Source organism: Acinetobacter sp. BZX-2 (genome assembly GCF_055179795.1).
In genome coordinates this window covers 2220115-2243412 of sequence record NZ_CM143686.1, presented here as the reverse complement: position 1 = coordinate 2243412, position 23298 = coordinate 2220115, and the positions used below count along the sequence as shown (strand labels likewise).

22 protein-coding genes are annotated in these 23298 nt (G+C 36.6%); 15 read left to right on the top strand and 7 right to left on the bottom strand.

Going from position 1 to position 23298, the window contains the following annotated elements; all coding sequences use genetic code 11:
- Positions 1–163 precede the first annotated feature (163 nt).
- Positions 164–1513: an amino acid permease gene (locus tag ACY45D_RS10605; protein WP_463106719.1), complete on the bottom strand. Its 1350-nt coding sequence runs from the start codon at positions 1511–1513 to the stop codon at positions 164–166.
- Positions 1514–1755: 242 nt separating this feature from the next.
- Between ACY45D_RS10605 and ACY45D_RS10600 the strand changes: the two genes are divergently transcribed.
- A complete protein-coding gene (locus ACY45D_RS10600; RefSeq protein ID WP_463106718.1) occupies positions 1756–2739 on the top strand; it encodes an ion transporter in 984 nt (327 codons plus the stop codon).
- Positions 2740–2811: 72 nt separating this feature from the next.
- The gene (locus tag ACY45D_RS10595) at positions 2812–3270 is read left to right on the top strand and encodes a hypothetical protein (protein WP_463106717.1); all 459 of its coding nucleotides are present in this window, start codon (positions 2812–2814) and stop codon (positions 3268–3270) included.
- A gap of 143 nt (positions 3271–3413) precedes the next feature.
- Here ACY45D_RS10595 and ACY45D_RS10590 read toward each other — a convergent pair whose 3' ends face one another.
- On the bottom strand, positions 3414–4055 hold the full coding sequence (locus ACY45D_RS10590; protein ID WP_463106716.1) for a hydrolase: 642 nt from the start codon (positions 4053–4055) through the stop codon (positions 3414–3416).
- A 759-nt stretch (positions 4056–4814) separates the two neighbouring features.
- Positions 4815–7115: a 5-methyltetrahydropteroyltriglutamate--homocysteine S-methyltransferase gene (gene metE, locus ACY45D_RS10585; RefSeq protein ID WP_463106715.1), complete on the bottom strand. Its 2301-nt coding sequence runs from the start codon at positions 7113–7115 to the stop codon at positions 4815–4817.
- 354 nt (positions 7116–7469) lie between these two features.
- Between metE and ACY45D_RS10580 the strand changes: the two genes are divergently transcribed.
- Positions 7470–8390, top strand: a complete 921-nt coding sequence (locus ACY45D_RS10580; RefSeq protein WP_089605612.1) for a LysR family transcriptional regulator — start codon at positions 7470–7472, stop codon at positions 8388–8390.
- Between the two features lie 198 nt (positions 8391–8588).
- The gene (locus ACY45D_RS10575) at positions 8589–9602 is read left to right on the top strand and encodes a diguanylate cyclase domain-containing protein (RefSeq protein ID WP_463106714.1); all 1014 of its coding nucleotides are present in this window, start codon (positions 8589–8591) and stop codon (positions 9600–9602) included.
- Positions 9603–9760: 158 nt separating this feature from the next.
- Here ACY45D_RS10575 and ACY45D_RS10570 read toward each other — a convergent pair whose 3' ends face one another.
- Entirely contained in the window at positions 9761–10219 is a 459-nt protein-coding gene (locus tag ACY45D_RS10570; protein ID WP_089605476.1) for a DUF441 domain-containing protein, read from the bottom strand.
- A gap of 438 nt (positions 10220–10657) precedes the next feature.
- Between ACY45D_RS10570 and ACY45D_RS10565 the strand changes: the two genes are divergently transcribed.
- Entirely contained in the window at positions 10658–11383 is a 726-nt protein-coding gene (locus tag ACY45D_RS10565) for a pseudouridine synthase (protein WP_463106713.1), read from the top strand.
- Between the two features lie 130 nt (positions 11384–11513).
- Here the strand turns inward: ACY45D_RS10565 and ACY45D_RS10560 are convergent, their stop codons facing one another.
- From ACY45D_RS10560 to ACY45D_RS10550, 3 genes are all read right to left on the bottom strand, one after another.
- Positions 11514–11957, bottom strand: coding sequence for a GNAT family N-acetyltransferase (locus tag ACY45D_RS10560; protein ID WP_463106712.1), 444 nt, complete (start codon positions 11955–11957; stop codon positions 11514–11516).
- Positions 11958–12057: 100 nt separating this feature from the next.
- Positions 12058–12369, bottom strand: coding sequence for a type II toxin-antitoxin system RelB/DinJ family antitoxin (locus ACY45D_RS10555; protein WP_463106711.1), 312 nt, complete (start codon positions 12367–12369; stop codon positions 12058–12060).
- Positions 12370–12474: 105 nt separating this feature from the next.
- The gene (locus ACY45D_RS10550) at positions 12475–13386 is read right to left on the bottom strand and encodes a pseudouridine synthase (protein ID WP_463106710.1); all 912 of its coding nucleotides are present in this window, start codon (positions 13384–13386) and stop codon (positions 12475–12477) included.
- A 209-nt stretch (positions 13387–13595) separates the two neighbouring features.
- On the opposite strand from ACY45D_RS10550, the gene ACY45D_RS10545 reads away from it, so the two are divergent.
- The 10 genes from ACY45D_RS10545 (at position 13596) to hfq (ending at position 23205) form a co-directional block, all read left to right on the top strand.
- On the top strand, positions 13596–14312 hold the full coding sequence (locus ACY45D_RS10545) for a YggS family pyridoxal phosphate-dependent enzyme (protein WP_463106709.1): 717 nt from the start codon (positions 13596–13598) through the stop codon (positions 14310–14312).
- A 14-nt stretch (positions 14313–14326) separates the two neighbouring features.
- Positions 14327–14572: a hypothetical protein gene (locus tag ACY45D_RS10540; RefSeq protein ID WP_463106708.1), complete on the top strand. Its 246-nt coding sequence runs from the start codon at positions 14327–14329 to the stop codon at positions 14570–14572.
- Positions 14573–15745: an aspartate aminotransferase family protein gene (locus ACY45D_RS10535; protein WP_463106707.1), complete on the top strand. Its 1173-nt coding sequence runs from the start codon at positions 14573–14575 to the stop codon at positions 15743–15745.
- A gap of 9 nt (positions 15746–15754) precedes the next feature.
- On the top strand, positions 15755–16723 hold the full coding sequence (locus tag ACY45D_RS10530; RefSeq protein ID WP_463106706.1) for a diiron oxygenase: 969 nt from the start codon (positions 15755–15757) through the stop codon (positions 16721–16723).
- Positions 16724–16732: 9 nt separating this feature from the next.
- Entirely contained in the window at positions 16733–17431 is a 699-nt protein-coding gene (locus ACY45D_RS10525; protein WP_463106705.1) for a glutamine amidotransferase, read from the top strand.
- Between the two features lie 32 nt (positions 17432–17463).
- On the top strand, positions 17464–18774 hold the full coding sequence (locus ACY45D_RS10520; RefSeq protein ID WP_463106704.1) for an aminotransferase class I/II-fold pyridoxal phosphate-dependent enzyme: 1311 nt from the start codon (positions 17464–17466) through the stop codon (positions 18772–18774).
- Between the two features lie 159 nt (positions 18775–18933).
- A complete protein-coding gene (gene tsaE / locus ACY45D_RS10515) occupies positions 18934–19404 on the top strand; it encodes a tRNA (adenosine(37)-N6)-threonylcarbamoyltransferase complex ATPase subunit type 1 TsaE (protein WP_463109476.1) in 471 nt (156 codons plus the stop codon).
- A gap of 196 nt (positions 19405–19600) precedes the next feature.
- Entirely contained in the window at positions 19601–21652 is a 2052-nt protein-coding gene (gene mutL, locus ACY45D_RS10510) for a DNA mismatch repair endonuclease MutL (RefSeq protein ID WP_463106703.1), read from the top strand.
- Positions 21653–21658: 6 nt separating this feature from the next.
- Complete coding sequence (gene miaA / locus ACY45D_RS10505; RefSeq protein ID WP_463106702.1) at positions 21659–22603, top strand: tRNA (adenosine(37)-N6)-dimethylallyltransferase MiaA; 945 nt, start codon at positions 21659–21661, stop codon at positions 22601–22603.
- 92 nt (positions 22604–22695) lie between these two features.
- Positions 22696–23205 carry an RNA chaperone Hfq gene (gene hfq / locus ACY45D_RS10500; RefSeq protein ID WP_463106701.1) on the top strand — a complete coding sequence of 170 codons (510 nt, stop codon included), beginning with the start codon at positions 22696–22698 and terminating at the stop codon, positions 23203–23205.
- The last annotated feature ends 93 nt before the right edge of the window (positions 23206–23298 follow it).

Genomic DNA, 23298 nt, shown 5'->3' with positions numbered 1-23298 from the left:
TTCATTCCGGAAAGTATTTAAAACAAGACCAAATTCGGGAAACATTTCATTGTATGAAACGCTAAAATAATCTTATTGAATCAAAGACATTTGGGAGACTGGCTTTGATTCTATGGACAGCATCTTTAGCGGAAGGGTGCCATTAAAGATGCTGTCCATGACCTCAGACTTTTCGTACTTTGAACCAATATGCAAGACTTAAACAGCCAATCCAGATTGGAATTAAAATAACAGCAATCCGCATATCAGGTGTCATCCACATAATTGCCAAAATACACAACATGAAAATGACACAAATATAATTACCCAATGGATATGCAATCGCAGGGAAAAGTGAAACTTTATTTAAAGCATTCATTTTACGTTTAAATTTAAGATGGGTCAGTGAAAGTACTGTCCAATTAATCACAATTGCTGAAATCACCAGACTCATCAATAGCTTAAAAGCACTCTCTGGGAAAATATAGTTGAGCACTACACAGATTGCAGTCACTAAAGCGGAAGTCAAAATGGCTGTATAAGGAATACCACGTTTATTAATTTTGCTTAAAAATTGTGGTGCATTTCCTTGCTGTGCCAATCCAAGCAACATACGACTGGTACCATAACTTGTTCCGTTATAAACAGAAATTGCAGCAGTAAGCACAACAAAATTAAGTGCAGTTGCAACGCCTTGGCTACCGAGTGAATCAAAAATCAGCACAAAAGGACTACCGCCTTCAGCAATTTGATTCCATGGAAAAAGTGACAGCAAAACCACGATGGTTAATACATAAAACAATAACACACGATAAACAATCTGATTGACAGCTTTGGGAATGGTTTGTGTTGGGTTTTGAGTTTCTGCTGCTGCAATACCCACCAATTCAATCCCGCCAAAGGAGAACATAATGATCGCCATTGCCATGACTAAACCCGTCAGACCATTCGGAAAGAATCCACCCAAAGCCCAGAGGTTTGAAATAGAAGCAGTTTCACCTGCATGTCCACTGGCCAGTAACCATGAACCAAAACCAATCATGGCGATAATGGCTAAAATTTTAATGATGGAAAATAAAAACTCCATTTCACCAAAAACTTTAACATGCAAAAGGTTAATCACATTGATCAAGATAAAGAAGGCGAGTGCAGACACCCAAGTTGGGATTTCGGGCCACCAATATTGAACATAAAGACCAATTGCACTCAGCTCAGCCATACAAACCAAGACATTGAGCACCCAGTAATTCCAGCCTGACATAAAACCAGCAAATGGACTCCAGTATTTGTATGCAAAATAACTGAATGAACCACTGACAGGTTCTTCAACCACCATTTCACCGAGTTGGCGCATCATAAAAAATGCAATGAGGCCAGCAATTGCATAGCCTAAAATAACGGAAGGCCCTGCAAGTTTGATGGTTTGAGAAATTCCTAAGAAAAGCCCTGTGCCAATTGAACCGCCTAAAGCAATCAATTGAATATGACGATTGCTCAAGCCGTGTTTAAGCTGGCTGTTTTGTTGCGAAGACATCAATGATCCATATTTGAGAGTTGTACTGTGTACAAGTGCGTAAACTGTAAAGTCAGCGATGCTGAAAAATATGTGACTAATATAATAAATTTTTATCTATTTATAAAATTTAATTTATTAGTCTATGTTCGGGATGCACGATTTGAAGTCCGTTTTGCAGCAAATTGTTTAGCTTTACAAGATTGTCTTTACAGGGCTTAGCGTATTACTATGCACTTTTAATTCCAATAAAAAGTGCAATGATGCGAATTACGGCATGGTACAAGTTACGGCATTTTGTATATAACAACTTGCATAATGATGATTATGAAACACTATTTAGTCGATGTATTAATTATTTTCTCATCGTGCTGATTAGTGGAAATGTGATTGCAGTTTTACTTGAATCTGTGAATGAAATTTATAAGGCTTATCACGTTTACTTTAATATTTTTGAAAACCTGTCGATCATTATTTTTACAGCAGAATATGTGCTCAGATTTTGGAGTGTGGTTGAGAAAAACCCTCTAGAATCTGAGACAAAACAGCGTTGGCATTATATTACCAGCGGAGCAGCGATTATTGATTTATTGGCGATTTTACCAGCTTATATCAATTTATTTGTACATATCGATTTACGCTTCTTACGTGTTTTACGGTTACTTCGTTTATTAAAATTAACCCGTTATTTTGTCTCCTTACAGATTCTTTTACGGGTAATAGAACGTGAAAAAGGATCTTTTCAGGCTGTTATTTTTATTCTATTAATCATGATTGTGATGGCCGCAGCAGGGATTTATGTTGTAGAAAGTAGTGCTCAGCCCACTGTATTTAGTTCTATTCCTGCATCGATGTGGTGGGCTGTGGTCACTTTAACAACGGTGGGTTATGGCGATGTTACTCCTATTACACCGTTAGGACGTTTTTTAGGTGCGTTGATTACTATTCTAGGTGTAGGCTTAGCTGCTTTACCCGCAGGTATTTTAGCAACAGGATTAGCCAATGAACTGGAACAAAGAAAGCAAGAATTAGAGATCAGATTTAGAGAGTTGTTAAGTAATAGTGAAATAGACTTAATTGAAGATGTCGATAAAATTGAAAGTATCCGTAAGCAAATCGGGCTTTCCACAGAGCAAACACGGGATATTATTTTGCAGTTGATCCGAGAGCGTAAAGAAGAAGCGCTTGAGCATGAAAAAAATAAGTACTGTTTCTGCCCACATTGTGGTCATAAATTGCCTGATTAATTCTCTTGAAAAATGGATTAAATCATTTATATTTAAGCCGATATTTATAGTAGATCATGGATTTTAAAAAGAATGTTTAAAAAATTAGTTGTTGCTGGTGTAGCAGTTACTATGTTGATGAATTCGGGTTGTTCTGTCGTGATGGCAAGTAAACAACCTTCAAAAAAGAATACAACAATGTTAAATGCAGGAATACCAAGAAGTTTAGTCGTTGCAGAGTTTGGTGCGCCTGTAATCTCTGAAATGAAAGAGGGTAAGAGATACGAGATTTATACCTTTGTACAAGGTTATTCTACTGCAAGCAAAGTCGGTCGTGCTTTTTGGCATGGTGCGGCCGATGTTGCTACCGTGGGTTTATGGGAAATTATTGGTACGCCAACGGAAACCGTTTTTAATGGTAAGAAAATGTCTTATGAAATCTTTTTTGATCAAAATGACAATATTGAAAGTTATAAATTATTGACATTAGAACAGCCTGCTGTAAAACAAGCCACAATCAAAAATGATGATGTTATGAGTATTGTTCAATAAGCAATAAATTTAGATTCTAAATTTTTAAAAACTATTCATAATTTTTAAAAATATTATCCATAAATGAAAAATCAGGATAGATAAAACGTATTATCATCCTGATTTTATGATCATTCTTAATATTCTTAAATAGTTAAGCAAATCTATTCTGATTTATCATAAGAGAACTGAATCCCTGCCGTACCACCTGTTTCAATAAACAAATTCATAAATTGCGGAACAGTCTCAGCACGCTTCCAATCACGCTGTAATTCACAAAACAGTTGTACTACGCTGATTAATTTACCACCTGCTTGTTCAATACGTCGAAGAGCGGCTTCATGTGCTGCAACAGAAGTGCCGCCCACAGCATCGGCAATCACATACACTTCAAAACCTTCATTGATGGCATCTAAAGCTGGAAAGGTGAGACAAGCTTCTGTCCAAAGCGCAGTCATAATCAGTTTTTTACGACCTGTTGCTTTTACTGCGGCTTGGAACTCTACATCTTCCCAAGAGTTAATCGTGGTGCGGTCATAGGTTGGGTAATCTTGTAATACCTTGCGCAGTTGAGGGATAGGCGGTTTATTTAGCCCTGTTTTTACATTTACAGTTGAATGAACAATAGGGAGTCCATAGACAACAGCAGCTTTGGCTGAACCTACAATATTATTGATTAATAGTTGACGATCCATCGAGGCAATTGAGTTGACTTGGACGGGTTGATAATCGATACAAATAAATGCAGCGTTTTGAGGTGTAAGTAAGATGTCTTTTTTTGGATCACGAATAGCTTCACTTGTCATTGTTCTACTCCTGTAAAGTACGAGCTAAGTCCTGCCTATTTAGAATATGTTGAGCTTAAAAGATAAACAATATTGAAATGTAACCGAATTTTTAAAATCGTTAAATCTATCATTCATCAATAAGATAGAGTGAAATAACATGTTATTCATTGCTAGATTTTTTGCGGTTAGAGTTTTTTATTTATTTAACGCCAATTCGGGATAAATTCTGATGTAAGTTATTGAAAAGATAGATCAGGCACAGCGGAGTCTTACCGTTTAAAGTCAAATGTAAGAATTAACCCACTTCGTCTTGCACTTCGCTTGAAATATATTTCAATCTTGTTCAGGTTCGACCTGAGAGGTACTACCTCGCAAGGCTTTCGGGATGAGTGGCACTGCCACGCAAGGGCAAAACCATTTGTCAGTCGCCAACTCGACAGATACTATCAAGTACCAAATAGATTGCAAAAACAGTATATTGCAGATCTTGCGGAATATATTCCTCATGCCTCAGACAATGCGACTGACGTTCTCGCGTATCATATAGTTGGAATATATCTTATCCCGAACTCAGGTTACTTAAATTATTGTTCTATTTGTAGATGAATTGGTTTTGATTTGAAAGGTGAGCAAATTTTAAAAGATTAAAAAAATGCCTCCATAAATGGAGGCTGCTGATTTATCTAAGATGTTATTTTTATTATTCTAGGATTTATTATTCTAAAGTCATTGATATCGTTTTTCTAATAACGCATTTTTCAGAATCCATTTACAAAGTTAAGCGACTTCAAGCTCTGCACGAACTTGTTTGGCCATTTTTACCAAAGTAGCTAATGCTGTTTTAGTTTCAGCCCAGTTACGGGTTTTTAGACCACAGTCTGGATTGACCCAAAGACGCTCAGCAGGGATGGTTTTTAATGCACCATCAATGACTGTACGCATATTGTCTACAGTTGGGCTACGTGGACTGTGAATGTCGTAGACACCCGGGCCAATGGCATTTGGATAGCCTTGCTCATGAAATACTTCTAACAGTTGTAGACCTGAACGTGAGGTTTCAATGGTAATGACATCCGCATCCATCGCTGTAATTTGTGGCAAGCAGTCTTTAAAGTCTGAATAACACATGTGTGTATGAATCTGTGTGTCGATATTGGCACTGCTTGAACAGTGTTTGAAGGATTTAACTGCCCAATCCCAATATTCAGCTTGTTCCGCTTTGCGCAGGGGTAAACCTTCACGGAAAGCAGCTTCATCAATTTGAATAATTTCAATCCCTGCATTTTGCAGATCTGAAACTTCCTGACGGATTGCTTCTGCGAGCTGTAAACACACTTCACGACGTGTACGGTGTGCAGGTGGGAAAGACCAATTTAAAATGGTGACTGGGCCAGTCAACATGCCTTTAACAATCTTGTCAGATAAGCTATTGGCATATTTAATCCATTTCACAGTCATGGCTTTGGAACGAGTAATATCGCTTACAATGATTGGTGGGCGTACGCAACGACTCCCATAGGATTGTACCCATCCAAATCTAGATAGCCAAAAACCATCCAGTAAGCCCGCGAAGTATTCCACCATGTCGGTACGTTCAGCTTCACCATGAACCAACACATCTAAGCCTAATTGTTCTTGTTGTTCAATTGCATAGGCAATTTCCTTCTTCATTGCGATTTCATAGGCATCGTTGGTTAAGTCGCCATTGTTCCAAGCTGAGCGTGCTGCACGTATTTCCGCAGTTTGTGGAAATGAACCAATGGTTGTGGTCGGTATCAATGGCAAGTTGAATTTTTGTTGTTGTACTTTGAAGCGATCTTCAAATGTTTCTGCACGTTCTTGTCCGACTAAATTAAAAGCCTTGTCTGCTGCTTTAGATAATTTTTCATTTGGATAAATATTTCCAGAAGCTAATACCGCCAATTCATTGAGTTTTTGGCGGGCAAAGGCAAGTTTACCATTCACTTCTGCAGGAATCGTTTCAGAGCGTAAATCTACAGGTACATGTAATAATGAGCAACCTGTAGAGAGCCATAAGCGATCACCTAAAGATTTTTTAGCCGTTTGGATAATCAGATTTAAATAAACCAAATCACTTGCCCAAACACTACGACCATTGATTAAACCTAAAGATAAAATTTTATGTGTAGGCAGTTGGTCAATGACTTTTTTCCAAAAGAATTCACCTTGCTTTTCTCTTGTGATATCAATGTGTAAACCTGCGACAGGCAGATTAACGGCAAGGTTTAAATTTGCTCCTAACGTTTCAAAATAAGTGGCAATGATTAGTTTTAAGTCATCTTTACGTTGTAAGAGATTATAAACACGTTCAAAAGCGGCTTGCCATGCTGGGGCAAGATCGAGAACCAATGCAGGTTCATCGACTTGTACATATTCCACACCACGTGCTTTTAGCTCATTAAATAAAGCTGTGTAGATTGGAATAAGGGCATCAATGAATTTTAAAGTGGCTTGATCAGCAGCAATTTCCGCATGATCGGTAGCACATTCACATGCATGTTTTTCAGTTGCTGTATTCACTGTGCTATTTGTGTCGACAATTCGAGAAAGGTATAAGAAGCTGACAAGACCTGGAACAACAACTTTAATCGGTTGCTTGAAAGCGTTTGCGCGGTCAATTTGTGCAAATAAGTCAGAGAAATCAGCTTTAAACTTTTGAGTTGAATTTAATTCAGGTACAAGATAGTGATAATTGGTGTCAAACCATTTGGTCATTTCAAGTGCAGCAACATCTGCACATTCTGGTGCACGACCGCGTGCTAGGTAAAATTGTTGATCAACATGGTTGAGTTGAGCGGCTTCGGCAAACCGTGTCGGAATCACACCTAAACGAACAGCATGGGTTAAAATACTGTCGTAAAATACAAAGTCACCTACAGTAATGAACGATAGACCTGCATCGACTTGTGCTTGCCAGTTTGCAGCTTCAACAGCTTGGGCCTTTGCTAAAAATTCAGTTTGTGTAATTTCACCGTTCCAATAACTTTCTTCTGCAAACTTGAGTTCACGTTTTGCACCAATACGAGGGTAGCCAAGAATATGAGTTTTAATCGACATTTGAATCCCTGTGCAGATGTTAAATTATTTAAATTCATTTATTGATATAATCATTAAATAAAATTCATCATTACACAAACTCATTAAATTCATGTTATAGTGAATTATATTCATTTTTAAGTGATTTCATTTGTCTTTTCATTGTTTTAGACACGAAGAGATGAATGTAATGCGCATTCAATTTTTGCGAGCTTATTGTTTGAATGATTATCCATTATGTTTTGCTTGAACTTTATTTGAAGTAGCGCTTCTCATTTTGTGTTCAAGCAAAGCTTGTATTTATTGTTCTTTAAACATTCAGCAGCTTTGAAAGCTTGGTTTAAGAACAAAACGTTGTTTTGCTGGTCTTTACTCATGTTAGAAATTCGTCATTTAAAAACTTTAACTGCTTTACGTGAGCATGGTTCACTGGTCGCTGCTGCGGGTGATCTGTGTTTAACACCTTCTGCAATTTCTCATCAATTGAAAGAGTTAGATCATTGGTATGGGGTAGAGGTTGTAAACCGCCGTACACGTCCAGTGTCATTTTCAAATGTGGGACAGCGTTTGCTTAAACTTGCCGATGACGTGCTTCCACAAATCCAAATCGCACAATCAGACATTACGCGAATTGTGCATGGGCAGACTGGGCGGATTATTTTTTCTTCAGAATGTCATAGCTGCTTTGATTGGTTAATGCCTTTACTAAATCAATATCGTTCACAATATCCTGATGTAGACTTAGATTTTGCTTCAGGTTTTGAGTCGAATCCGCACGAGCTTTTGCAAAATGCTGAATTTGATTTATTGATTACAGCAGATCCGATTGCTTTAAAAGGAATTGAATATTTTCCAATTTTTGAATATGAATCACGTTTGGTGCTTTCAAATACGCATCCATTGGTTCGTGCTGAACGTATTACTGTGCAAGAGTTGGCAGAAGAAACGTTGATTACTTATCCAGTAGATAAGCATCGTTTGGACATCATGTCGAAGTTATTTATTCCTGCAAATATTCAACCTAAACAAATCCGAACGACCGATTTAACTCAGATGTTGATTCAATTGGTGGCAAGTGGACGAGGCATAGCCGCATTACCCGATTGGGTGGTGAATGAATACGAGCAAAAGGGCTGGGTGACTTCACGTCGTTTGGATTGTGTATCTGCAAATGGTTTACGCCGTACATTATATGCAGGCTATCGTATTGAAGAAAAAGAGAAAAGCTACTTTGAGGGTTTCTTAAAACAGTTAGAGAAATTCTCTCAAAAGCGTCATCAATATTATTTGAGTTAATCTATTTATTCACAATGTATGGATTTTAATGCGCTAAAATTCATACAGATCTGACTTATCATGCAGCATTAACTTTTAAATTTTGATTTTTATCGCTATTTATCTGTGATACAAATTATGAATTGTGCTTTAAATAAAGTGGTAATCATTTTAATATATGAATTGGAATTCATGATTTAAACTCGTCTAGGATGATGTATGCCTAAAGCGAAGCAACCGACATCTAAACAATTACTCTCGGTTATTCAGACTCAAACTGCAATTGCAAAATTGGGTTTAGATATCAATGCGGTGATGACCCTTGTCGCAGAACAAATTCAAACCATTACCCAAGCAAAGGGCGCTATTGTCGAACTTGCTGAGGATGGTGACATGGTTTATCGCGCTGTTTCTAACGGTGCAAATGATTTTCTAGGTTTACGTTTGAAAATGGATTCCAGTCTATCAGGGTTATGTATAGCGCAAAATGCCACACTGTATTGCAAAGACAGTGAAGTTGATGAACGTGTGGATCGTGAAGCATGTCGACGTGTTGGGCTACGTTCAATGGCGGTCGTGCCGTTAATTCATTGCGATGAACCTATTGGCGTCCTTAAAATTTATTCTGAACGTGTCAATGCATTTAAAGACAGTGACATTAACTTGCTAAGTTTAATGTCTGAACTGATTGCCGCAGCGATGTACCACGCAACTAAATATGGTGCGCAAGAACTTTATAAACTCGCAACACAAGACAATTTAACAGGGCTTGCCAATCGTGCTTTATTCCTAGATTGTTTAAGACAAGGCGTGGATAAAGCCAAACGTGGTGGTCGATTACTTGGCATATTAATGATTGATATGGATGGTTTAAAACCAATTAATGATCAATATGGACATCGTTTAGGTGATGAAGCTTTAAAAGAAATTGGCAAACGAATTGTCAATGCGACACGTCAAGATGATGTTGTAGCACGTTTGGGTGGTGATGAATTTGCGGTGATTTTAAGCGGTGTTGCAAATCAAGAGATTGCCAAGAAAGCAATGAACCGAATCGTCGAAGCGTGTGGACTCCCGTTTATATTTGAAAATATAAAATTAGATATGGGCGCCAGTGTAGGTCTTGCTCTCTTTCCAGAAGATGGTTTAGAACTCAATAAATTGATTGAATTTGCTGATTTGAAAATGTATGAGAATAAACGTATTCGCAAAGGTGTGAACTACAGTTTGTAAGCAATGTTTTTGCTGCATTGCTTTTATTAAATTTGTGAAATTTTTTTAAACACAATAATGTAGATATTGGCTTGTTTTGAATCAAACTGTGATGTTTTTTAATCCAGTTTTGCAAGATTGCACATTGATATTTTTAATCAATCTTTTTCAACCATATACTAAGACTTTCCAATAAATAACGACAAAATTCCTGCCGCAATCAACGGGCCAACAGGAACGCCGCGTAATAATGCCACACCTGCAACCGTGCCAATGAGCAATCCTGCAACGACATTCGGTTGATTGGTCATTAAACTGACACCACGCCCACCAAGCCATGCAACTAATAAACCTATGGCAATCGCTGTTAAAGATTTCCAATGCATAAACGATTTTAAAATCACTTCACCTGGAATCTTGCCACTTGCGATCGGCGTCAATACACCAATGGTTAGAATAATAATGCCGACTTCTAAACCATGTGTTTGTAAGAGTGGAAAAAACTGGCTTAAAGGTGTGATTCTAAAAACAATCAGGACACCTGCTGCAATGGTTACAGCCGTGTTATGACTAAAAATACCGCAGGCGAGAAGAATCAGGAGAACAATTAAATTAAGGTCGAGGCTAGAAAAGCTCATCAAAGTTCATCGTTTAAAATAAAAATACCGCTGTATTATACTGAAAATAGCGCTATGGATTTTAAAATAAATCCTAATCTGGCACAGTACTTTTGTAAAGCATCTACAGTATTACTATTTATTCTATTGAATTTTATAATTAAAAAAGAATTCACTGTATTTTTTTAGCAGTTAAATTTCATTGAAAAGTCAATCATAATATAAGCCAAGCTATAATCTTGAATCTTGAATCTTGAATCTTGAATCTTGAATCTTGAATCTTGAATCTTGAATCTTGAATCTTGAATCTTGAATCTTGAATCTTGAATCTTGAATCTTGAATCTTGAATCTTGAATCTTGAATCTTGAATCTTGAATCTTGAGTTTGCTATTCCTTATGCATCGCTATGTTGAGTATCCTCATGTAAAATAATCGGCTTAGAAAATAGGGTGAAAGATATGTTGCTGGAAAAGATGTTGCAATCACAGGGTTTTGGATCACGAAAACACTGCCAGCAGCTGATCAAAAATGGTGCGATTTCAATTCAAGATCAAATCGTTTCAGATCCAAAATTTAAACTGAATTTACAAAATCTAGAATATAAAGTGTACGGTGAAACGTATCAGTACCGTGAAAAGGTCTATATTGCTTTAAACAAGCCACAAGGTTATGAATGTTCGCATCAGGCAACACATCATTATAGTGTTTTTGATTTGTTTGATGATGTGCTGATGAATCGGGGCTTGCAATGCGTAGGGCGTCTTGATCAAGATACAACAGGCTTGTTACTCCTTACAGATGATGGGCAGTTTTTACAGGCTTTGACGCATCCCAAAAAGCATGTGGCGAAAGTTTATCAAATGCAAACGGCTGATCCGATCAACGATACACACATTCAGCAATTAGAAGTGGGTGTTGAATTACGCAATGAAAAGGGGGTTTTTGCTGCAACAGATGTGACGAAAATTGCTGAACATGAATTGAGCATGGCCATTCATCAAGGTGTATATCATCAAGTCAAACGTATGCTTGCAGCGGTTGGGAATAAGGTTGAGCGTTTGCATCGTGCTCAAATTGGTCAATTAAAATTATCACAATTGGCTGAAGGTGAATGGATTTACTTGAATGAACAACAGATTTTAGCAGCTAAGAACCAAAGTATTGAGCCATTATTGGAAATTTAATCCAGTAAAACGCTATTTCATAACGGCAATTCACATCGGTTAAGAAGCTCAAGTCATCTCACGCTAAAATACTGAAAAATGGATTCAGCTTATTAAATGGTTCGATTTTCAAAATGGTATATTTGAAGAATTACTTTAAGAAGCAATGATAAGTTTGAAATTCGTTGTCTTTTACGAAACCCATTTGTTCATAAAGTTGATGTGAGTGGTAATTGTTTTTTTGAGTTTCTAGGCTAATACGTTGCGCATTTTCGTGGCGTGCAAATAAAATTGCAGTGTCAATCAACTGTTTTGCTGAACCTTGTCTACGGAAAATAGGTGTGACATAAACGTCATCCAAAATATAATAAGTAGAGCAAGCAACAGAAGAAAAACCTAAATATAAAAGTACAAAACCCGTAAAAACGTCGTCTTTTACATGGATAAAAATGACGCTTTCCTGATTTTCATAGCGTTGAGTTAAGAAGTTGAATGATTCTTTGATATTGGAAGAAGCACCATAAAATTGACGGTATTCATCAAATAAAACAGCAAGTTGTTCTAAATCTTCTTTGGTCGCTCGTCTGACGATCATTGATATACCCCTGACAATGAATTTTTATATTTCCTTGTAAAAGAGCATACCCAAAAAAATCAACAGTAAACTTAATTAATTGTTTTAAAATGCAACACTGTTAAGTTTTGTCACTTTCACCCAAGATTGCATTCAGCTCCGCAAAAAGATCTTCATCGTCATCGACCAAGTCAGCGGTGTTATTTAACTGACCGTTTTGCTGTTCTTGCTTAATTTTTCTCAATTTTAACAATTGATCCATATTAATGTTCTGATTTTCAATTGCGAAGGGGATTGATTTTGTAATCACAACTTGCTTAAAAAAAAGACGAACCGCTTGGGCAGGGGTGATTCCCAATTGTTTGAATACAGCAAACGCCTGTTTTTTTTCTTGTGAATCAAGGCGTACTTGATAGACTTCCGTTTTTCTCATGGATTAAACCAAACAAATTTGAGTTTGAACGTCTATTTTAATCAAAGTATTTAGAATTTCAATGTCTAATCATCAAAAAGTCGTACATTTGTCATTACATAAGAATTACAGTGTCAATTCGTGTTCAGAACAAAAGCGCATTGCTTGCTGTGTTACAGGGTCTATAAATTCAATTTGCTTGGCTAAAAGTTGCAATGGCTGGCTAAAATCATCTTCTGTTTTGTGCATGACTTCGGGGTAAAAAGGATCATGCTTGATGGGAATACCTAAGCTGTTCAAATGCACACGGAGCTGATGTTGCTTACCGGTGAGTGGTTTGAGTTGATATTTTGCCCAATATTGATCATGTTCAATGATCTCAATTGCTGTTTGTGAGTTGGCAATCCCATCTACCACCTGCATGGTATAAAAAGGTTGCCCTTTTTCCATACGTAAACTGATCTCACATGGAAATGTTAAAGTTTCACGATAAGGCGCAATCGCGTGATAAAGCTTTTGAACTTTGCGTTCTGCAAACATTTGTTGATACAAGCCACGCGTAGCGGGTTGTTTAGAAATCAAGACGATTCCCGCAGTTTCACGGTCTAGACGATGTATCGGGGTTAAATCAGGATTATTCGTGGTTTTTTTTAATCGAACCAATAAAGTTTCTTGAACATACTGACCCGTGGGGCTAATCGTAAGGAAATGTGGTTTATCAATCACCATCAAATCATTATTTTCAAATAAAATTTTTTCTTGAAATGGTACGTGAACTTCGTGGGCTAAAAAGCGATAGTAAAAAATATGTGTATTTTGTTGAAATGCAGCAGATGAATTTAACGCATTTCCTTGCATATCTAAAATGAGTCCATCATCAAAACGCTGCTGCCATTCATCTATAGAAATATGTGGGAATTGTTCACATAAAAAGTGAAATAAAGAAACAGGTTGTTCTGTCAGCTTGGGTAGATAAACTTGGCTTGCATTTACGCCATTGATCATCGGTGGAATAAATTTAAAGCAAGGTTTTTTCATAAATGATTTAGATTTTAAATGCGCTATTTTAAATTAAAACACGTTTTTGCACAGTAAATCATTTCAAATAATATTCATATAAACCCTTCGGAAATCTTTTCTTTAGATTAAATTTTGGAAATTTTTGGTTACATTTGTGGTTTTGAAGTGATGTCTTTTAAAAATTATTTATATTATTTTTGACCTAGGTCAAAAATGTTGAGTAAGAAATGGACGTACAGTATTTAAGAAAGAATTTGGCTGATTTAGAGCAATGCATACAAAGTACATGTCTCAAAGTGGGCAGAAGCCCACAACAAATCAGACTGATTCCCGTAACCAAAACCAAGCCACTTGAGACTATTCAGCATGCAATAGACTTAGGCGTGACGCAGTTTGGCGAAAATAAAGTACAAGAGCTTATTTCTAAAGCTGAGCAGTTAAAGAATCAGAAAATTAACTGGATATTAATAGGGCATTTACAGACCAATAAAGTAAAGCAAGTTGTTCAATATATTTCTGAGTTTCATGCCTTAGATAGTATTCGACTTGCAAATAAATTGAACAATGAGCTGATTGCAATCGATAAAAAATTAGATGTTTTTATTCAAGTGAATACTTCAAATGAGGAAAGTAAATATGGCATAGCGCCCAATGAATTGACTCATTTTTTAGCAGAAGTAGAAAAACTAAATCATTTGAATATCGTAGGTTTAATGACCCTAGCTATTCATAGCCATGAAGAACAAAAAATAAGACGTTGTTTTAGAACATTAAAAGAATTGTTAATAGAAACTCAAACCAATTATCCAGCAGTTTCAAGATTATCTATGGGCATGTCGGGTGATTTTGAAATCGCAATAGAGGAAGGTGCAACAGATATTCGCGTTGGGCAAGCCATTTTTGGGCATAGAAATTTACCAGATACATATTATTGGCCTGAATGATTAAAGAGAATCGCATGGATTATGTTTATCAAGTAGAAATTTATCATCTACAGCGTCTTTTAGGTCGATTTATTACAGGAAATAATTTTCCAGAAAAAGATTTATCTGAATTTATTCGGCTTATAGAAGGTAAAGACCAACAGATTAAAGTTTATAAAGGCACGAATGAAAAAAGGATTCTTTTGGTTGAGAATGGTACGACAAAGATTTTCTCAACAAATTATGAATTAGAACCTTATGATTATATTGAGGCGGTATAAATGAGTAGTTTAATTAATTTCTATAAAAAAATAGATATAAATTTTACCCACGGTGAGGGTTGTTATATTTGGGATGATGCTGGAAATCAATATTTAGATATGACATCTGGAGTGGGTGTAACTAATCTTGGACATAAGAATAACGAAATCAATCGAGAAATTAATCAGCAAATTGGACACTATATTCATTTATCTAATCTATTTACCAATCACTGGTCTAAAAAACTCAGCGATAAGTTAGTTGAACTCTCAAATTTAGCTGCTGCATTTTTTTGTAATTCAGGTGCTGAAGCCAATGAAACAGCCATTAAAATTGCAAAATTATATGCCCATGAAAATAAGATAAAAGACCCTAAAATTATTGTCATGCAGCATGCATTTCATGGCAGAACCATAGGTGCATTATCTGCAACAGGTAATAATAAATATAAAGAACAATTTGGAAAGCTTTTAGATGATTTTATCTTTGTTCAGTTTAATGATATTGACGATCTTCAAGCCAAGTTAAATCAGCATCATGTATGTGCAGTGATGTTGGAACCCATACAAGGTGAAGCAGGGGTTAATATTTCATCTACTTTGTATTTAAAACAATTAAGAAAGTTATGTAATCAATATCGATGCCTGCTTATATTTGATGAAGTGCAATGCGGTTTAGGGCGTACAGGCTATTGGTTTTATCATCAAAAAGCTGAAATTATTCCAGATGTATTAACTGTGGCTAAAGGTCTCGCCAATGGTTTACCCATAGGCGCATGTCTAGTGAGCAAAGAACTCAACAACTTATTGAAACCAGGAATGCATGGTTCAACATGTGGAGGAAATCCTTTAGTTTGTCGTGTCGCATATAAAGTATTAGAAATAATAGAAAGAGATCAGTTTGTTCAGAAAAATAGAGAAAAAGGAGAATATTTTATTAATAAATTACAATCAAAATTTACAAGTGTACGAGGCATTAAATCTATCCGAGGTATAGGTTTAATGATTGCGATTGAACTAGATGAAGAAGTGGTGAATATTTCAGAGCAAATATTAATTAATCACAAGATATTAATTAATGTGACTCAAAATAAAATAATTAGATTGTTGCCTTCATATTTTTTATCTGAGCGTGATATCAATTATTTTTGCGATAACTTGTATTGTTTCATGAAGAATAACCTTAATTTGTGAGAAAAAATAATGAACAATTTTTTAATCGACAATATCTCCAATGATAGTAATAATTCAATTAAGATTTTATCAACCATTCACAACAGTTGGCGACAACGTTCAATGGTTGGTAAGGAAACTCCCGATTATTTGCGTTACGATGTGAATAAACCAGATTTTATTGAAGAGTTATTACCATTTTCTGAGCACCATGTTTTTAATGAATTAGATTGTTCTGAAAAGAGTAAAATTTTAAGCTGTGGCTGGCTGGTTTATAATGAAAAAACAGTTTGTATAGAAAGCGATATCGTTACCCCGAGTTGTAATGATATTTTAAATAATAAAATACCAGGATTATCTTCACCGATTATACATATGTTGGTTTGTGAAACTCTGGTTGATGAAGCGTATCATATATTATTGGTCAAAAATGCAAATTTAATCTGCCAATATAAACGAGATTTAAAAAATATTAATTTAGGGGAGTTTTCTCTCGCCGATAATTTAAAACGAGAACAACAAAAGCATCCTGAAGAATGGAAGAAACGACTTATTCAGTTAGCAGCATCTATCGTTTCAGAGATTTTTGTCAGTGATTATTTAGAACAGTTGAGTTCGAACAATACCATTCAGTCTTTTAACCAAGCCACGGTTGCGGCGCATAGAAATGATGAATTAGCGCATTCCAAAATTTTCACTGAAATCACCAAACAAATGATTGTAAAACTGGATGCAACACAAAAAGAATTTTTAGTGAAAATGTTGGCTCAATCAGTTTTATGGTTTGCAAATAAAGATTTTGATTTGTGGAGCAGAATTCTAGTTCAACTCAATATTAGAAAAAATAAAGAGTTAATCAATGATTGTCGTGAGGACAATGAAGTGGGTTTGGACAAGATTGATTGCGGCGACTTAATTGATTTATGTAAAAGCGTTGGTCTTTTTGATCAAGGTTCAGCCATACAAATTTTTTCAGATTTTAATATTGACGTGGAATAAGGAATTTTTATGAAAATAATTCATGTGATTCAACATCTAAGCTTTGAGGATTTAGGTATATTCTCAGCGCTTTTAAACAATGAAGGCTATGATATTCATTATTTCCAAGCAGGGGTTGATGATTTAACTCCTGCATTTGCTTCAAAGCACCCGCTATTTATTCTGGGCGGACCCATTGGTGTGTATGAGGTGGATACATATCCATTTTTAGAAACGGAAATCGCATTACTCAAACAACGCTTGGCGTTGAATTATGCAACTTTTGGTATTTGTTTGGGTGCTCAATTGATCGCTGATGCACTGGGAGCAAATGTATATGCAGGGCATCACAAGGAAATTGGCTGGGGACGTTTGCAAATCAGTGATTTAGGTCTTGCTTCTCCACTTAGGTTTTTAGATGGTAAACATGTTCTGCATTGGCATGGAGATACTTTTGATTTACCTATGCAAGGCGCACACTTAGCAAGTTCAGATTATTATCAGAATCAGGCATTTTGCATAGGTCGGCAAATCTTGGCCGTTCAGTTCCATCCAGAAGTTAATTATAAAGACATTGAAAAATGGTTAATTGGACATACCTGTGAGTTAAATAAAGCCAATATTGATATTCATCAATTAAGGCAAGATGCATTCACTTATGGTGAACAGTTAACCGAAGCAGGGCGGCTCATGTTGAAAGATTGGTTAAATAATTTAAGTCACATATAATGTGAATCTTGCTAAGTAGAATTGATATTTTTATGAAAATTCAAGGAAAGAATGCCAAAGAAATACAAGAGAGTATTCGGTTTCTTATTTCACAAGGTGTTTATCAAGAAGGTGACACCTTGCCTAATATTCGTGAATTAGCAAAGCAATTAAGCGTTAACCGAAATACAATTTCTACAGCCTATGCAGCGTTGGCTAAACTCGGTGTGATACAAACCAATAAACGTTTAGGCACTCAAGTTCGCTATTCCAAATCACGAGGTGGTGAAGGGAGTCAGCATAATTTAAGCCCTGAACTGATTGATATTGCACATGGAAATCCAAATCGTGATATGCTTCCAAACTTGCAAAGCATCAACTTTAAAAATGTTCGAGCAGGTTTATATGGTGAAGATATTTATCATCAGCAACTCAAAAAATATGCTGAAACTCAGATTTTTTCTGATATTTTCGCAATTCATCCAGAGGCATGTTTAGCGTTATCTTATGGTGCGATTGATGGAATTGAGCGTATTCTTTCTGCATATTTATTGGCGCAAGATCATGTGGCGATTGAAAGCCCAGGATTTATAAATAGTATAAAAATTCTTGAGAATAATCATTTTCAAATACATTCAATTCAAGTGAATCATGCAGGATTTAACCTGAGCGATATTGAAAATGCATTAAATAAAAATGTTAAAGCTTTGATTATTACACCACGTGCACATAATCCAACGGGTTATAGTTTAAATCGTGATGAAGCCATTTTAATCAAAAACATTTTAAGTGGTTTTCCGAACACATTGGTTTTAATTGATGATCATTTTTCAGTCATTTCTCATGCTGAGTATTATCATATTATTCCTGAAACAACTCAAAATTGGGCAGTCCTTCGCTCTGTGTCTAAGTATTTAGGTCCTGATCTACGTTTTTGTTTTATTTGCTGTGATCCGCATACTTCTGCATTATTAGACAAAAAAATGAATTCTGGCACATCATGGGTCAGTCATTTATTACAAAATATTGTTTATCAATTACTAAGCGCAGAAAAATTTGAACAGCATTTAAAACAGGTCAAACAGTATTATTTAGATCAAAATCATGCTTTTGTACATTTGATGCAGCAAAAGCAACTAAAATGTGCTACGCAATTTGACGGTTTAAATGTGTGGTTGGAATTAGATACACCCCAATATTATGCAAAAGCACTACTCGAAAGAGGTTGGTTGGTGCGTACAGGAGAGGATTTTTTTGTTGAAAATACACAGTTTGGGTTAAGAATGACTTTGTCGGAGCTCAGTCAGCAAAATATTGAACAATTGGTGAATGATCTCGCTGATATTGTGGCAAAAAAATGCTAAGCATGCGCGATTAGGAGCGTTTTATCGATATATTGTTCATGTTCTTTGGCTTAGTTTTTTACATGATTCATTGTGAAGTCGATATTTCTTCGCTTATTTTTACATTGAAAGCTTTGCAATGTTATTATACGGCTTAGTTTGAAACCTGTCGTGAGTGCTATGCAATATTCATGTAAATTAAGTCTAAGCAATGAGTTAGATACCCAAAAACTAGCGCAAAAATTAGCGCAATATATTGCAGAAGGCGTGATTTATCTTATTGGTGATCTAGGTGCAGGTAAAACGACACTGAGCCGTTATTGGTTACAAAGTTTAGGGCATCAGGGTGCTGTTAAAAGCCCAACTTATACATTGGTTGAGCCCTATAATATTGCTGGAAAAGATATTTTTCATTTTGATTTATATCGTTTAAATGATCCGTATGAACTTGAATTAATGGGTATTCGTGATTATTTAGATGTTGCTCATGCTTTATTCTTATTTGAGTGGCCATCGAAAGGTGGTGAAGAAATTCCGCAGGCAGATCATGTGATTGATATTCAAAAAACAGATGATGAAATGGTTCGTGAAGTCACGATCAGCAGTATTTCAGCAAAGTTGATTACAGCATTACAAGATTTGGGTTATTAAGGTTATTGAGATTGAGGTCGTTACTTCAATGCTCTTTAACTTCGATGTTATTTAAAATAAATTAAATTTGATTAAAGCAAGCTGATTTAACCAGTTTGAAGCACCTGTTAGCACACAAGATTTATAGAATACAACGGTATGAACAAGAGTCATGTCTTTGTCATTCTTTAAAATCATTATGATTTAGGTTAATTGAATGCAACGAGAAAATATCAGTTTAAGACGTATCCAGACTTTAGATCCTGCATTGGCAAACCAGATTGCAGCAGGAGAGGTGATTGAGCGTCCATCTTCTGTGGTGAAGGAGTTACTTGAGAATTCGATCGATGCAGGTGCAACGGAGCTGATTATTCGAGTTGCACAGGGCGGTAGTACGCTGATAGAAATCATTGATAATGGACGTGGTATTCATGCTGAAGATCTTGCATTATCCGTGACACGGCATGCCACCAGTAAGATTCAATCTGCGGAAGAATTGCAAGCGATTGTAAGTTTAGGGTTTCGTGGTGAAGCATTGGCCTCTATTGCTGCTGTTTCACGACTGACATTGACCAGCAGCCAAGATGATTCGGGTGTTGGTTATCAACTTGAAGTGAATGGGACTGCATTCGATCATCAAGATATTCAAGCTGTTGCTGCACAGCAAGGCACACATATTCGTATTCAAGATTTGTTTTTTAATGTTCCTGCACGACGTAAGTTTTTAAAAAAGCCAAGCACTGAATTTGGACATATCGAAGAAATTGTACGCCGAATGGCATTAACACATTTCGATATCCGTTTTGTATTAGAACATAACGAAAACATTCGACTTAATTTACCCATCGCAGACAGTGGTGAATTGCGCTTTCAGCGTGTGCAGCAATTGTTAGGTCGTCAATTTACTGAAAATGCCTATTGGATTGATGCAGATAGTATCAATATGCGTTTATCGGGGTGGTTAGGACATCCTTCAGATGCACGTTCGCAAGCAGACTTGCAATATGTGTATGTGAATGGTCGTATTGTCAAAGACAAAACCATTTCACATGCGTTACGCATGGCGTATGACGGTATTCTACATGGTCATCAACATTCAGCTTATTTATTGTTTTTAGAAGTTGATCCTGAAAATGTCGATGTCAATGTTCATCCAACAAAGCATGAAATTCGATTTCTGAATCAACGTGAAGTACATGAGTTTGTACGTCATTATGCCAAAGAAACACTGGCACAGTTTCAAACGGCATCTGTTGAATTATCATCCGCAATGAAACAGGATGAGCAAGCTGTTGCATGGCAAGTACCGCAACCGCGTTATCAAGAGCAATTTCAATTACATCGTGACGCAACTCAGCTACAAGGTAATAATGATGCTCAAGTTGAAAATAGCCTAAGCAATGCGGATAGTTTGCACACGAACCAATTTCAGCATGATGGTTTAACAGACTTTAATTCAAAGCAACCGCAAACTGTGCATTATCAAGCCCATCCAAATCAGCAGTACAAAGGTACGCAGCAACTTAATAATGCATTAAAAAGTTATTTGGCGCCTTTACGTGAAAGTGATCATAGCAATTCAAATCATGCAGTAGGGGATAACTCACAAGGTTTAAGTGATCAAGAATCTTATCATCGTTCAGTACAAGCCATTGCTCAGCAAGCTACGCCTCGAGTGGATGAATATCCCTTGGGGATTGCGATTGCTCAGTTACATGCAATTTATATTCTTGCACAAAATACTGAAGGTTTAATTATTGTTGATATGCATGCAGCGCATGAGCGAATTTTATTACAACAAATGAAATTGGCGTGGGATAAACCTGAGTTTTGGACTTCACAACAGTTACTTATTCCCAAAGTGATTCCGATTACCCGAATGCAAGCCACACGTATTGATGAATTAAAACCTCAGTTAGAGAGATTGGGCCTAGATATAGACCAATATGGTGATGAACAAGTGATTGTCCGTGGCGTACCTGCAATATTGCATAAGGCTGATTTTGAATCACTTGTACCTGAATTACTCAATGATTTAGATCCAAATGATGAAGCTCAAGCTTTGCAACAAAAGCGTGATCATATTTTAGCGGGGATGGCATGTCATGGTGCGGTGAGAGCACATCGTGTGCTTAGCCTTTCTGAAATGAATGCTTTATTACGCCAAATGGAACAAACAGAATTTGCGAGTCAATGTAATCATGGTCGTCCAACATGGCGTGCATTTCCATTGACTCAACTAGATAAATTATTTGCTCGAGGAGAGTAGTTGTACATGTCAAATCAATTGCCTGTCATCAATTTAATGGGGCCGACTGCAAGCGGTAAAACGGCTTTGGCATGTGAGCTATATGAACAAGGCAATTATGAGCTAATTTCCGTTGATTCTGCACTGGTTTTTAAAGATATGGACATTGGTACAGCGAAACCTTCAAAAGCAGAACAAGCGCGTTATCCACACCATTTGATTGATATTATTACGCCACTCGAAGTTTATTCCGCAGCAGAATTTGTTGAGGATGCGTGCCGCTTGATTGATGACATTCATGCACGTGGGAAAATACCGATTTTGGTGGGCGGAACGATGCTCTATTTCAAAGCTTTGTTGGAAGGTTTGGCATCAAATTTACCCAGCGCAGATTATGATATTCGAGCAGCGATTGAGCTTAAAGGTGAAACAGAAGGCTGGCAGGCTGTTTATGATGAATTAAAAGCTGTAGATGCGCTGGCAGGTGAAAAATTTAAGGTGAGTGATAAGCAGCGTATTATTCGTGCATTGGAGGTTTATAAGATTACAGGACGTCCCATTACACAACTACAAGCGGAACAACCTCAAAAGCAACCATACCGTTACAATTTTCATAATTATGCATTGCTACCAGACCGTGTAGAATTACATAAACGTATTGAGATGCGTTTGGAAAAAATGTGGGAAATCGGATTTTTAAATGAGGTGGAGAATCTTATGAAAAAATACGATCCCGATGAAAATTTGCCCGCTTTTCGCTCTGTTGGTTATCGTCAAGCTATTGATTTCTTAAAAAACAGTGATAAGCGTCAAGAAAATTACCAAGAAATGTGCGATAAGGCTTTATTTGCAACACGACAATTAGCTAAACGTCAATACACTTGGTTACGTTCTTTGCAAGAATTACATCAATTTAAAACTTTTTTTACGATAAAGCAGGCGCAAGAAGACTTGCGAAACTTATACGGATAAAGCAAAATTTAACAACTATCTTTTTTATAAATTTTAATTGAAAAATAAAGATAGTTTTTGCGCTGATTTTAAAATTTTTTTTGGAGTATAAAATGTCTAAAGGTCAAACTTTACAAGATCCGTTCTTAAATTCTCTCCGTAAAGAACGCATTCCAGTTTCTATCTTTTTAGTAAACGGTATCAAACTACAAGGTCATATTGAATCTTTTGACCAATATGTTGTTTTGTTGAAAAATACTGTAAGCCAAATGGTTTATAAGCATGCCATTTCAACTGTAGTTCCTGCACGTAACCCACGTCCTGCTGGTGCTCCTGCTGGTGCTCAAGGCGGCGCTGCTGGTGGTTTCGGTGGTCAAACTGGCGGCTTTGGCGGTCAACAAGGCGGCTTTGGTCAACAAGGTGGTTTTGGTGGTCAAGGTGGTTTCGGTAGCCAAGGCGGCTTCGGTGGTCAAGGCGGCTTCGGTGGTCAAGGCGGCTTCGGTGGTCAAGGCGGCTTCGGTGGTCAAGGCGGCTTCGGTGGTCAAGGTGGCTTCGGTGGTCAAGGTGACTTCGGTGGCGAAACTAAGTTTGAAGATTCACAAGATGATGAAAACAATCGTTAATTTGCGATTGTAGAATCTAATTGTATGAAAAGACGCCGAATTGGCGTCTTTTTTTTGTGCTTTGTTTTATCTAGCTTCATGTTAAATCGACAT